This window comes from Bacillus sp. ABP14 (genome assembly GCF_001831375.1).
In the GTDB taxonomy this organism is placed as follows: domain Bacteria; phylum Bacillota; class Bacilli; order Bacillales; family Bacillaceae_G; genus Bacillus_A; species Bacillus_A paranthracis.
On the sequence record NZ_CP017016.1, the window covers coordinates 1,389,974 to 1,402,340 of the forward strand.

A 12,367-nucleotide genomic window follows, 5' to 3' on the forward strand; every position below is an offset into this window, starting at 1 on the left:
TTATTAGTTTGTACAAAATCTTTTTATTGACGCCAATAAATGTAAGCGTTATCATTTGGTTGTTAACAGTACATACAAAGGGGAGAATGTATATGCTAGTTCAAACTATATTCGGCATGGGTAAGTCTAAAAAATTAGGGGACTATGTGAACGCATTACAAGCGCTTTGTGAAGAATATAATGTTGAAACAGATAAAATTGCAATTGTTGAGGCGACAGAAGAGTACTATTTATTTTTAGTAAAGCAAGAAGAGTGCTACGATGTTGTCAAAGTAGAAACAGTGGATACAAATATTGATTATTATACGAAAGCGTATAAAATAAGTAGTTTTAATCATAGCGCTTATCAAAAGTAAAAAAACTCCCTTTCGGGAGTTTTTTAGGATGCTTTTACTTCATGAGATTCGGTTAGTAAGGGAACTTTTTTCGCGCCACTTAGCTTAGCGATTGCAAGGCCAATAAGAGCTCCGGCTAATGCAGGTACTAGCCAACCTATTCCTTCATTATATAAAGGGATAAATTCAAAATATGATGTGATAAATGAAACTGAAATACCACCTTGTTTTAATCCATCAAATACGCTTACAATTGCAGCTCCAATTAAAGCACCTACATAAACAGAGCGATATCCACCAAAATATTTATGAAGTAACGATAGTAGAACAAGTACAATCGCAACTGGATATACAACAAGTAGAATTGGAACAGAGATGGAAATGATTTTTGTTAAACCTAAGTTGGCAACTAATAATCCCAATACACAAATGATACTTGCGAACGTTTTGTATGAAAATTTAGTCAATAATGTCGAGAAATATTGACTACATGCAGATACAAGTCCAACACATGTTGTTAAGCAAGCGAGTGTAACGATAAGAGATAATAAAAGTAGACCATATGGACCGAATAATTGTTGTACGATCACAGTAAGTAATTGCCCACCATTCTTTGCATATCCGAGCGAGACGCTAGTTGCACCGAGCCAGCCAAGCGCACCATATACAAGTACGAGGCCAGTAGCAGCAATAAGTCCAGCTTTGGCTGTTGCGATGGCAATGGATTTACGATCCTTTACACCTTTAGAGCGAATGGTATTTACAACGATAATTCCAAATGCAAGTGCTGAAATGGTATCCATCGTTAAGTATCCTTCCATAAAGCCTTTGAAAATCGGAGAAGTTTGATACTCTTGCATTGCAGGTCCTGATTGTCCAAGTGGTGTAAAGACACTTTTAACAAACAATAAGAAAATAGAGAGTAATAAAATAGGTGTTAATATATTTCCAATACGATCTACAAGTTTAGATGGATTCAAACTCAGCCAATATACGATAGCAAAGAAGATGATTGTATATACAAAAAGTACGAGGTTGCTAGAGCGAATCGTTTCTGGTAAGAAAGAACTAGCGCCCATTTCATAAGCGACATTTGCAACGCGTGGAATACCCATAGAAGGACCGATGGCGATGTATACAACTACCGTAAAGAATATTCCGAATAATGGGTGAACATGACTTGCAAGTTGCTGCATACCATTTCCTGATAAAGAAATTGCGATAACTGTTAGTAGTGGTAAACCGACTCCTGTTAGTAAAAATCCAATCATTGCCGGCCAAAAGTTTTCGCCTGCATTTTGTCCAAGCATGGGAGGGAAAATTAAATTACCTGCCCCAAAAAATAAAGAAAATAGCATAAGACCCGTGAAAAAAATATGTTTTTTTGATACAGTGTTCATTGTTTTTCCTCCTTTTTTAAAATTCATTTGTAAGAACACAAAAAACTCGTCCCTAAAGAAAGGGACGAGTTATATTTACCCGCGATACCACCCTAATTTATACATGTAGAAATAATTCTATATGTATACGGCTTTGCAACGTACAACATGATACGTGTTCCTTGTAACGGGGGACAGCCGGTAAGAACTTACTATAACATTCGGTTCTACTTCTCGGAGATGATTTTCGGCTACGCACTGAACGTTGGCTTTCAGCAAATCGCCAACTCTCTGGGGAACAGTTCTATAACGTACTCGTTCTCGTCAATGAATTTTTATTCAAGTATTCTGACAGTATTGTCACATTTTTTTTTTAGAAAGTCAATATATTTTTTAATAAAATATATATATGCGGAAATGTTATTTGTTTTGAAATGAATAGTTGATGTAAATTGAATTGTAAAACAGAAGTAAAAATTTGCGGAGAATTGTAAAAATTATAGAGAAAGTTGATATTTATAGGAGTAAAGAAGGGATTGTTTGAATTTAGAGAGAATAATACAACAATCCACTTGCTGGAAAGAACAAACCAAAAGAGGTGACTGAAATGCTTGCGATGGGAGTATTATTTGGCATTATTGCTATAATTGGTTTTATGTGGTTATATTATTCGCGTTCGTTTAAACAAGCAGAAGTTTTACTCTTTCAAAAAGGTAGTTTGTTGACAAATCAGTCTAGATATTTAGTATGTCCGAAGTGTGGAAGTGCACAGGCCAGAAGTGGAGGATATCAAGAGTGTTGCAAAATTAGATTATGAAAGAAGGAAGCCTCACATTATTTTGTGAGGCTTCCTTCCTTACAACTTCATGGCGCTCCAAATAGTCCAACGATCTCTTTCGATAATAGGAGAGACGTTTTGTAAGGCGGTCTTTACTTGTTGTAGAAGTTGAGAAAGTTCATAATCTGTTAGTTCATATAGAATGGATCGGCCTGTTCGAGGTGATAAATCTTGCAATAATGCCTCTACAGAACCATGTATTTTTCGTATCTCCCATTGTGTTTGAGTCGGGAAAACGTAAAGAAAATGTTTTTGTAATTCTTGCTGTATCGTGGTGGTTTTTGGACGTCTTTTTGATTCGATTTCAATGAGTTTTGGAAAGATAGAGAAAAAATATCCACGGATGTGTTCGGGACTTCCAGGGATCGTACAATCTTCAATAGTTCGGTCTTGTACAATAAGTACACCGTTTTTCTTTAATATACGAGAAGCTTCACGTAGAAATGTAGGAACGTCTTGTAAATGATGAATAACTGCGCGCGAAATAACAATGTCGAATGTATCATTAGGATATGGGACGCTATGTGCATCACCGTGAATGAATGAAATATTTGAAAATCCGCTACAATTTTCTTTTGCAGCCTGTAATATTTCTTTTGAAAAATCAAGTCCAACAACACTTTTTGCTCCCATAAGAGCAAGTTCTTTCGTATAAATTCCGCCACCACAGCCGATATCAATTATTTGCTTGTTTTGTATATTTGTAATACTTTTTATCATTTCTCCCCAAGAAATATGGGCGTTTCGCTGTGCGTATGTGTATTTATTGTTTGCATCGTGAAAATTAATAGACATGAAAAAGACCTCCTTTCAATGCTTAGTATAGCGTATTTTATAGTGTGTCACGTTTTTGTTTTTGGTATGAAGATTATAAGGATTTCTTATTGTAAAGGGAGGATTAAGTTGAAAAGGAAATATGTATTATTATTGTTGTTTGCTATGTTACTAGCATCTTGTAGTCAAACTGAGCCAAAAAAAGAAACAGAAAAAGTAGAAGAGACGGTGAATGAAGTGAAAGAAACAATAGGGGTAACTGTTATACAAAAAAAACATAAAGAGAAAAAGTTACAGGAATCGGAAGCTAAGTTAGTAATAGACATTATGGATAAAGCGGAGAAACAAGAAATAACAGGGAGCTTTGGTGAACCCGAATATGAAATACAAATTAGTAGAGATGGGAAGAAAGAAACGTATTATGCATGGCTAAGAGGAGAAGACAGACGAGGTTGGGTACAACATAAGAAATCTATGTATATGCTGAATAAAAAAGATACAGAAAAGCTTTTGGCTATATTTCCAAATGTTTCAGAACAAAAAGAAGATGAGAAGCAGGTAGGTCCTTTAACGGAAGTAACAAAAAAAGATTTGCAGATTACCGCGTTTCATATTAAAGCAAGTGATCAAAAAGTGAATTATACGGTACGGTATACGATTTCACAATCACTATACAACAAGTTAGAGAAGGAACGAGAGTATTATTTGCAAGTCATTTATCCGGAAAAAGTTCAAAAATTAATTGGAGCAAAAGAGAGTGAAGAAATTTTAGGTGAAAAGGTAAAGGAAGGATATAAACAGTATGAATTACATGCTACTGTGCAGGTAAAAGGTGCTTCAGAATCACAATTAAAGGCATTAGAAACATATTATGAAAATTATGATTTGAAAATATTAAATAGTAAACAAGAAAAAATAGGTGTTTTTCAAAATATTATTCAAATTGTTAAAGAGTATGGTGAAAAAATGAATTTACAAAGGTAAAGTGAATCTTTATTTAGTCCTTACAGATTGGGGTGAATAAAAATTTGTCAATTTTATATGTACTTTCCTAGGAAATGATAATAGAGAGGGGACGCCCCTCTCTATTACTTTGCTTTTGCAGATGGCTCATTCATTGATTTTCGTGTAATAAGGAAAGAAATCATAAGAGCGGAAAGGATGATAAGGGCAATAAATACGTGATTAGGCAACAAATCTAATAATAATACGTAACAAACGGTATAAAAAATAAGAGTTGAAGCTAAAAACGATAGAGCGCCTATTATGAGAGATTGTAAATTCAATTGTGTGCACCTCCTTTTATTTATATTTTTGGCTAAAAATGGATTATATAAACATTATTTCTAACAATAGAAAAAAAGATGTCATAAATGATGCAACATGAAATAAATGTATTAAGGCAAAAAGAAAGAGGGAAAGAATTAAAAAAAGGAGAGCTTCAAAAATTGAAGTATTAGAGTATCTGTTACGAAAGTTTGAGCCGCTAGATTAAGTCCCATATAAAGATGAAAAAGAAACACATACCATTCATATAAGAGCAGCGTTTGAATTGTCAGAAAGAAAAATACAGGAATGGGATGCAGAAAAGAGACAACAGAAAAACTATTATAAAGTGGATACGAAAACGAAATGGACGGTATTTGCTTGTTATATCGGATTAATGGCTATACTCGGTTACGCAGCTTATGAAGGATATATTGTTTTACAAGAACATTTGCCAACGAGAAATGTATAAAAGAATATTGTCGAAATGATAGGGAGAATTTATACAGGAATTATATTTCTACGAGAGAATGTTACAAGTATAGTCATACATTGTAATAACTTTAGTAGAGAAGGAGTTCTGTATATGAAGAAATTGTTAAATGTATTCGTGATTATTACCGTAATGATCATTGCGAGCTATAGTCTTATGAAAGTATTATTACATTATGCGAATAAGCCCGCTGGGGTAAGTACAACATCTGAAATAGAAGATGTGCAAGAAGAGACAAAAGTACTAGATTTTATTCGTATGACACATGAAAGTTATAATAATTTCTTAAATTATGGTAAAGCAGAGAATTATACAGAAGGGGACTGGAACCAATTTAAACAATGGTTTCAACAACAAGAATCATCGTTAAAAAATATACATACAGACATAAAGAATGAAAAAATAAAACGTGATGTAAATAGAAGCTATGAAATTGCAAAAAAAGGTGTGGAACTTCAAAATATTGAGTATGTAGTTTACGCACATCGTGTATATCATGACTTAGATATTATCGTAAATAAATATAGGGGTGAAACGAACATCTGGGGGTATACAGAATTTGGAGGTGGGAAAGATATAAGATTAATTGAACAAGCTATTCAGTCTAAATAATAAGCTAGCTAGAATTTGAAGTGACCCCTAAAAGTTAGACACGGTTATTTCATTAGGCAGCTTGATAAAAGTGAGTCCGGTATTGTACCGGGCTCATTTTTAATTTTGCCTTAATCCGTTTCGTATTATAATAATCTATATATTTTTCTAATTCTATTTTGAAATGCTCTACACTTTCAAATTCTTTTATGTAGAGAAATTCAGACTTCATGATGCCAAAGAAATTCTCCATTACTGCGTTGTCGTAACAGTTGCCTTTACGAGACATACTTTGTACGATACCTCTTTCTTGTAATGCGTGACGGTACTGTTTCATTTGATAATGCCAACCTTGATCTGAATGCATCAATAATTGGTGACTTTCAGGTAAACATTCTAATGCTGTCTCTAACATTTCTGAAACAAGTGAATAAGTCGGTCTAGAGCCAATTGTATAGGTAATAATTTCACCATTATACAAGTCTAATACAGGTGATAAATAAAGTTTCTCACCAAATAATTTAAATTCCGTAATATCGGTTACCCATTTTTCATTTGGCGCATATGCAGTAAAATTACGTTCTAAAATATGGGGTGCAATTTTACCAACTGTTCCTTTATAAGATTTATATTTTTTCATACGTATAAGGCATTTTAAACCTAACTCTTTCATAATCCGTTGCACTTTTTTATGATTCACTATTCGATTACGGTTAACTAATTCATCACGAATACGGCGATATCCATAACGACCTTCGTGTTCATCATAAATCGCTTTAATTTCTACTTTTAAATCCGCATCTGGATCGATTCTATCCATTTGTTTTACATAAAAGTAATATGTGCTTCGAGGGATACCCGCTAACCTTACTAATTCTTTCACTTGAAACTCATGCCTTAATTCATAGACTACTTGTGCCTTGTCTTGTTTCGTGATTTTTCCTTGTTTTGAACTAAGGCATTCAACTTTTTTAAATACGCATTTTCCATACGTAAGCGTTCTAATTCAGCTTGTAACGCTTCAACTGAACCTTCTACCGGAATCTTTTTCGTATCCTGTTTTGTGTTTTTATTTTTCATGGATGGACGCCCCTTTTTCTTTGGTTCAAGGGCATCTAAACCACCTACTTCAAATTGCTTCTTCCATTGATAAAGCGTTGAAAAAGAAGGAATCATGAATGTAGCTGCCGTATCCATTAACGACATACCCGATTGAGCCATAAAATTTAGTACGTTTAGTTTAAACTCTACGGTGTAATTTGTATAGACCTCGTGTAAACCTTCTTCTCCATGAAGTTCGTATAAGCGCAACCAGTATTGAAATTGTGCCTTTGTAATATGCATCTGTTTTGCATATTCTGCTTGAGAACTTGTTTTTGGATTAAATCCTTGAACAAGCGTTAACTTTGAATCCTTCGTAAATTTTGTCATAAAAAAACTGCACCTCCAATTGTTAGACTGTGTCTAACAATTGGGGTGCAGTTCAAATTCTAGTTGGCTTATTTTCTTTTTTACGTACAATGTTCATATATTTTTCACAAAAACACCGTGTTAATAGTGATTAAAATCACAATCTGTATTATACAATTCAGTTAAACTAAAAACAGTTAAGGAAATAGAGGAGTGGGATACAATGTTAAGTGAAAAAACAATTGAAATCGTAAAGTCAACAGTACCATTATTACAGGAAAAAGGCGTTGAAATTACAACGAGATTTTATGAAATTTTATTTTCGGAACATCCGGAGTTATTGAATATTTTCAACCATACAAATCAGAAAAAGGGAAGACAACAACAAGCGTTAGCGAATGCTGTTTATGCAGCTGCAACGTATATTGATAATTTAGAAGTTATTATTCCGGTTGTAAAACAAATTGGTCATAAGCATAGAAGTTTAGGTATTAAAGCAGAGCATTATCCGATTGTAGGTACATGTTTACTACGTGCAATTAAAGAGGTCGCAGGTGCACCTGATGAAGTGTTAAACGCATGGGGAGAAGCTTACGGTGTCATCGCTGATGCATTCATTAGCATTGAAGCAGAGATGTATGAAGAAGCGGCACATAAAGAGGGCGGATGGAAGGATTTCCGTAACTTTGTAGTTGTTAAAAAAGTGAAGGAAAGCGATGTTATTACATCATTTTATTTGAAACCTGAAGATGGAGGGAAAGTTTCTTCATTCATCCCAGGACAATATGTAACGGTTCAGATAAATATTGAAGGTGAAACATATACACATAATCGTCAATATAGCTTATCAGATGCCCCTGGAAAAGAATATTATCGTATTAGTGTAAAGAAAGAAAAAGGTGTAGATACACCGGATGGTAAAGTATCTAACTACTTACATGATCATGTAAAAGAAGGCGATATATTACCAGTAAGTGCACCTGCAGGAGATTTCGTATTAAATATGGATTCAACATTACCAGTTGTACTAATTAGTGGTGGAGTAGGTATTACACCAATGATGAGTATGCTAAATACGTTAATTGAACAAAATTCAAAACGTAATGTATGTTTTATTCATGCAGCGATAAATAGCAATACACATGCAATGAAAGAACACGTTGAGGCAGTAGATAATGAATACGAACAAGTTAAAGCATACACTTGCTATTCGGCACCGACTGAAAAAGATCTGGAAATGAAAAACTTTGATAAAGAAGGTTTCATTGACGCTGAATGGTTGCAAACGATTATTCCGACAACAGAAGCAGAATTTTATTTCTGTGGTCCCGTACCATTTATGAAACACATAAATGCTGCACTAACTAATTTAGGCGTGAAACAAGAGCATATTCATTATGAATTTTTCGGTCCGGCAGCAAGCTTACAATAGATGTAGTTTGAATAAGCAAAAAAACGAGGTATTTATTTTACCTCGTTTTTTATTTGTTCTCGTAATAGCCGATTTACCGTTTCACGGCGTATACCGATCAGTTGACCAATTTCAGTTTGTGTTAATATTTCATATATAGGAATGTCACCTAAATATAGTGTGAACCATTCTTGTAAGCGATGAAGGCGTTCTTTCGGAGAGACGGTCGTCAATTGGTCGATACGTTGCTGCATCATTCTTAATTTTGACTGTAATTGCATAGCGATATTTGCATATGATGCAGGATCCGCTTGAAGTTGATCATACCATTCATTACTCATTATAGGTTCAACTTCTGTTTTCATTAAAGCGATTGCTGTACCGTGATATTCTTTCGGTGAAATTAAAGAATGGTGAGGTATCGTTTCTCCTGGAACGATAATATTGAATAGAAATGGTGTTCCATTTTCTTCTAACCTTACTACTTTTAATAAACCTGTTTTTATAAAATATAAAGGACCGTCCTCACCTTGACGGAATAGTACATCTCCTTTGTGTAAAATCAATGTTAGCCCCCCATTTAAACATTTCTATTACTTTTATTTTAGCGTATATGTATACAGACAATATGTTTTTAAACAGCAATTTCATTGACGAAATATATGCTATTACAGTAGTATACTATTTAGTGTGTAATAGTACTAGCAATGAATACGCTGTAGGGGGTTTAGTATATTGTTAGATGCGATAAAAATGACGGATATGAGAATTCCAGCGAATGCCATCATTCATGTAGAAGAGATGAAAGGTGGAGTCGTGTTATCCGTTGAAGTAGATGGCCAAATTATTTATACGATGGCTTATGATGAAGAAACAGATAGTTATGCTGAATTATATGATCGAAACGATAAGAGGGCGTGCCAAGTACATGAAGATTTTATGGGATGGTCACTTCTTCATTAAAAAAGATGTCAATATGACATCTTTTTTTATTAAACCGATAGAATATACAAAGAAATGAAATATAAGGATAAAATTTGTAATAAATGATTTTGCATTGTTAGCACTTTGTAACTGCAACTGAATTATTTTTTCGCTATCATAAAGATAACAGTCGCAGTCATAGGAGTGGTCAACGTGAAGAAAGTACATATTTCCAATTACATGTTATTATGTGTTTGTCTAATTTTATTTGTTCTCTTAGGAGGATTTTTATATTCATGTGTATAAGAAAAAACGCATTCTAAAAAGAACGCGTTATAAAAAAGAAGTAATGATTAATCTAGTCCCAAGAATAATTAATGTGATACGCAATAAATTAATTACGGCGTTACCGCTTAATTTTGTATTAATATATGCCCCGATTTTTCCACCAATCCATGCACCAGGAATAAGAATTAATGCGTAAATCCAGCTGACATTTCCAAGGGAGATGTGAGTTGCAGAACTTACAATTGCTGATAGAAATACGATAAACATCGAAGTTGCTACAGCAATATGTGCTGGGAATGCAAAAAGTAGCATCATTGCTGGAACAAGTAAAGCACCGCCACCAATTCCAAATAATCCAGATATAAAACCAACTATAAAGGCGATAAAGATAGCGAGAAGCGGTGGGAATTGATAGTGTACAGTGTTTCCTTCGTTATCTGTAAAAGAGCGCTTGATTACAGTCATATTTGATAAAGAAAGGGGTTTTAATTTGTCTCGTAACATAAGAAGAATGGAGACAAAAATAAGAAAAATCCCAAAATATAAAGAAAATGTATCTTGGTTTAAAAATTTATTCGCCCACGAGCCGATGATACCACCAGGGCCACTCCCGATAAATAAAATAAGTCCACTTTTGTAATCTACTCGTTTATGCTTCATATAAGTAAGGGTGGAAGATAGTCCCGTAAAAACGACTGTTACCATTGAAGTTCCTACTGCAAGTTGTGGTGACAGGCTATGTAATCCGATTAATAACGGAACAATAATAATTCCGCCGCCAAGTCCGACTAGACTCCCGACTGTCCCGGCGATTAGCCCGATGAAAAGTAACATGATGTATTCCAAAATTGCCAACTCCTCTATATAACTTATCCACCAATTATTATACACGCTTTTTCATGAGAAAAAGCTTTGTTCACAAAAAAGTCGTCTTCCTAGAAAAATAAGGAAGACGACTTTTAATTAAAAGATTAAATGTAATAAAGAATAAAATAAAGCAGCTAATGAAGCTGAAATAGGAAGTGTGATAACCCAAGTAATTAACATGCGTTTTGCAGTTCCCCATTTTACACCTTTTACACGATGAGAAGCACCAACCCCTAAAATAGAAGAGGAGATAACGTGCGTCGTACTAACTGGTAAGTGAATGAATGTTGCCCCGAAAATAACAAGAGATGATGATAAATCAGCAGCTACACCATTTACAGGACGAATTTTCATAATTTGTCCACCGACAGTTTTAATAATTTTCCATCCGCCGACAGAAGTACCAAGACCCATTGCAATGGCACAAGATAATTGTACCCAGAACGGGATGTCGCTAGAAGTATGATAACTATTCGCCATAAGAGCCATTGTAATAATTCCCATTGCTTTTTGCGCATCATTCGTACCATGTGTATAAGCTTGTAATGCAGCAGTGAAAATCTGGAATATACGGAAGTTTTTGTTCGTCTTAGTTAAATTAAAGTTTTTAAAGACGACTTTAAAAATACTGTATACGATATAACCAATAACAAATGCGATAATTGGTGAAATGATTAAAGCTTCAATAATTTTTATGAATCCTTTAAAGTTTAATGAACTAAAACCAGCAGCAGCGATAGCTGCACCTGCGATGGAGCCAATGATTGCATGCGAAGAACTACTTGGAATACCGTAGTACCAAGTAATCAAATTCCATGCTATTGCTGCAAGTAAAGCGGCTAAAATTACAAGAGAACCATTTTGTAAAGCGAACGGATCAACGATATCTTTCGTAATCGTTTTTGCTACACCTGTAAATGTCATCGCACCTAAAAAGTTCATAATAGCTGCCATAATAATTGCATGTCTAGGCTTTAGAGCTTTCGTTGAAACAGCCGTTGCAATAGCGTTTGCTGTATCGTGAAATCCATTAATAAAGTCAAAAGCTAAAGCGCAAATGACTACTAAAACGGTCAGTATCAAGAGTGTATCCATGATCAAACTCCTTACGCGTTCTTCATAATAATTGTTTCTAATACGTTTGCAACGCTTTGGCAGCTATCCGCTACTTCTTCAAGCTCTTCGTAAATCTCTTTGTATTGAATGATCTTAATTGGATCTTTTTCACGAGAGAATAAGTGCTTAATCGCGTGACGGCGAATATCATCACATTGTGATTCATAATCTTTAATCTTAATCGCATTTGTACGAATGTCGACTAATTTTTTGTTAGACATTAATTCAACAGAGTTTGCAATTTCAATCGCACATTGATTAATTGCTTCTACGAATTTAATCATGTATTCATCAGCTTCTGTAATAGAATACATTTCGAATAGACCAGCACTATGATCTAATCCGTCTAATACATCATCCATACTCATTGCAAGCTGTAGGATGTCCTCACGTTCAATAGGAGTAATAAACGCTTTGTTTAGCTCCATAATGATTTCGTGAATAAATGAGTCACCTTTTGACTCATACTCTTTCATGCGCATAGAAAACTCTTTTAAATCGCTAGCATTTTTAATTTTATACTCCACGAAAAACTGCGCGCCTTCTTTTAAATTTTCGGAAACATTCATTAACATTTCAGAAAATTTATCTTTTTTTGATTTAAAGACCATTATTAGTTACCCCCACAAAAGTAATATATGTAAAATATATTGGCTAGTCAATTCTAACAAAAAA

General features: G+C 34.2%; 14 protein-coding genes, 1 pseudogene and 1 other annotated feature. Of the genes and pseudogenes, 7 read left to right on the top strand and 8 right to left on the bottom strand.

Translation table 11 applies throughout. From position 1 onward, the window contains the following. Positions 1-17 precede the first annotated feature (17 nt). Positions 18-356, top strand: a complete 339-nt coding sequence (locus BGI23_RS07315) for a DUF3922 domain-containing protein (RefSeq protein ID WP_369805084.1) — start codon at positions 18-20, stop codon at positions 354-356. Positions 357-379: 23 nt separating this feature from the next. Here BGI23_RS07315 and brnQ3 read toward each other — a convergent pair whose 3' ends face one another. Next, entirely contained in the window at positions 380-1,735 is a 1,356-nt protein-coding gene (brnQ3, locus tag BGI23_RS07320) for a branched-chain amino acid transport system II carrier protein BrnQ3 (RefSeq protein WP_001099145.1), read from the bottom strand. 57 nt (positions 1,736-1,792) lie between these two features. Beyond that, positions 1,793-2,051, bottom strand: a binding site (T-box leader). A gap of 270 nt (positions 2,052-2,321) precedes the next feature. Between brnQ3 and BGI23_RS07325 the strand changes: the two genes are divergently transcribed. Next, a complete protein-coding gene (locus BGI23_RS07325) occupies positions 2,322-2,531 on the top strand; it encodes a hypothetical protein (protein WP_000880630.1) in 210 nt (69 codons plus the stop codon). A 39-nt stretch (positions 2,532-2,570) separates the two neighbouring features. On the opposite strand, the gene BGI23_RS07330 is transcribed toward BGI23_RS07325, so the two are convergent. After that, positions 2,571-3,347 carry a class I SAM-dependent methyltransferase gene (locus BGI23_RS07330; RefSeq protein ID WP_070805594.1) on the bottom strand — a complete coding sequence of 259 codons (777 nt, stop codon included), beginning with the start codon at positions 3,345-3,347 and terminating at the stop codon, positions 2,571-2,573. 108 nt (positions 3,348-3,455) lie between these two features. Between BGI23_RS07330 and BGI23_RS07335 the strand changes: the two genes are divergently transcribed. Beyond that, on the top strand, positions 3,456-4,310 hold the full coding sequence (locus BGI23_RS07335; protein ID WP_070805595.1) for a YhfM domain-containing protein: 855 nt from the start codon (positions 3,456-3,458) through the stop codon (positions 4,308-4,310). A 104-nt stretch (positions 4,311-4,414) separates the two neighbouring features. Here the strand turns inward: BGI23_RS07335 and BGI23_RS07340 are convergent, their stop codons facing one another. After that, a complete protein-coding gene (locus BGI23_RS07340; RefSeq protein ID WP_070805596.1) occupies positions 4,415-4,612 on the bottom strand; it encodes a hypothetical protein in 198 nt (65 codons plus the stop codon). A gap of 87 nt (positions 4,613-4,699) precedes the next feature. Between BGI23_RS07340 and BGI23_RS27175 the strand changes: the two are divergent. Both BGI23_RS27175 and BGI23_RS07350 read left to right on the top strand, forming a co-directional pair. Further along, positions 4,700-5,064: pseudogene (locus tag BGI23_RS27175) on the top strand (site-2 protease family protein); the annotation flags it as partial. Between the two features lie 114 nt (positions 5,065-5,178). After that, entirely contained in the window at positions 5,179-5,697 is a 519-nt protein-coding gene (locus tag BGI23_RS07350; protein ID WP_070805597.1) for a hypothetical protein, read from the top strand. Between the two features lie 52 nt (positions 5,698-5,749). On the opposite strand, the gene BGI23_RS27180 is transcribed toward BGI23_RS07350, so the two are convergent. Then, a protein-coding gene (locus tag BGI23_RS27180) for an IS3 family transposase (protein ID WP_157441027.1) occupies positions 5,750-7,107 on the bottom strand; the annotation gives its coding sequence in 2 pieces (ribosomal slippage) (positions 5,750-6,651 and positions 6,651-7,107; 1,359 coding nt in all). Between the two features lie 202 nt (positions 7,108-7,309). Between BGI23_RS27180 and hmpA the strand changes: the two genes are divergently transcribed. Further along, the gene (gene hmpA / locus BGI23_RS07365) at positions 7,310-8,518 is read left to right on the top strand and encodes an NO-inducible flavohemoprotein (protein WP_070805599.1); all 1,209 of its coding nucleotides are present in this window, start codon (positions 7,310-7,312) and stop codon (positions 8,516-8,518) included. Between the two features lie 32 nt (positions 8,519-8,550). On the opposite strand, the gene BGI23_RS07370 is transcribed toward hmpA, so the two are convergent. Then, positions 8,551-9,063: a Crp/Fnr family transcriptional regulator gene (locus BGI23_RS07370; RefSeq protein WP_000600590.1), complete on the bottom strand. Its 513-nt coding sequence runs from the start codon at positions 9,061-9,063 to the stop codon at positions 8,551-8,553. A 169-nt stretch (positions 9,064-9,232) separates the two neighbouring features. Between BGI23_RS07370 and BGI23_RS07375 the strand changes: the two genes are divergently transcribed. Then, the gene (locus BGI23_RS07375) at positions 9,233-9,460 is read left to right on the top strand and encodes a hypothetical protein (protein ID WP_000882907.1); all 228 of its coding nucleotides are present in this window, start codon (positions 9,233-9,235) and stop codon (positions 9,458-9,460) included. 294 nt (positions 9,461-9,754) lie between these two features. On the opposite strand, the gene BGI23_RS07385 is transcribed toward BGI23_RS07375, so the two are convergent. The 3 genes from BGI23_RS07385 to BGI23_RS07395 all read right to left on the bottom strand — a co-directional run bounded on the left by BGI23_RS07385 (position 9,755) and on the right by BGI23_RS07395 (position 12,303). Then, on the bottom strand, positions 9,755-10,555 hold the full coding sequence (locus BGI23_RS07385) for a sulfite exporter TauE/SafE family protein (protein ID WP_000455758.1): 801 nt from the start codon (positions 10,553-10,555) through the stop codon (positions 9,755-9,757). A 117-nt stretch (positions 10,556-10,672) separates the two neighbouring features. Then, positions 10,673-11,671 (bottom strand): inorganic phosphate transporter, encoded by a 999-nt coding sequence (locus BGI23_RS07390; RefSeq protein ID WP_000380271.1) that lies wholly within the window; start codon positions 11,669-11,671, stop codon positions 10,673-10,675. Positions 11,672-11,682: 11 nt separating this feature from the next. After that, positions 11,683-12,303, bottom strand: a complete 621-nt coding sequence (locus tag BGI23_RS07395) for a DUF47 domain-containing protein (RefSeq protein ID WP_000231448.1) — start codon at positions 12,301-12,303, stop codon at positions 11,683-11,685. Positions 12,304-12,367 lie beyond the last annotated feature (64 nt).

Excerpts from the sequence above, each read along its gene's own strand:
- BGI23_RS07395 (WP_000231448.1), bottom strand. The coding sequence starts at position 12,303 with ATGGTCTTTAAATCAAAAAAAGATAAATTTTCTGAAATGTTAATGAAT.
- hmpA (WP_070805599.1), top strand. The coding sequence starts at position 7,310 with ATGTTAAGTGAAAAAACAATTGAAATCGTAAAGTCAACAGTACCATTA.
- BGI23_RS07330 (WP_070805594.1), bottom strand. The coding sequence starts at position 3,347 with ATGTCTATTAATTTTCACGATGCAAACAATAAATACACATACGCACAG.
- BGI23_RS07350 (WP_070805597.1), top strand. The coding sequence starts at position 5,179 with ATGAAGAAATTGTTAAATGTATTCGTGATTATTACCGTAATGATCATT.
- BGI23_RS07390 (WP_000380271.1), bottom strand. The coding sequence starts at position 11,671 with ATGGATACACTCTTGATACTGACCGTTTTAGTAGTCATTTGCGCTTTA.
- brnQ3 (WP_001099145.1), bottom strand. The coding sequence starts at position 1,735 with ATGAACACTGTATCAAAAAAACATATTTTTTTCACGGGTCTTATGCTA.
- BGI23_RS07325 (WP_000880630.1), top strand. The coding sequence starts at position 2,322 with ATGCTTGCGATGGGAGTATTATTTGGCATTATTGCTATAATTGGTTTT.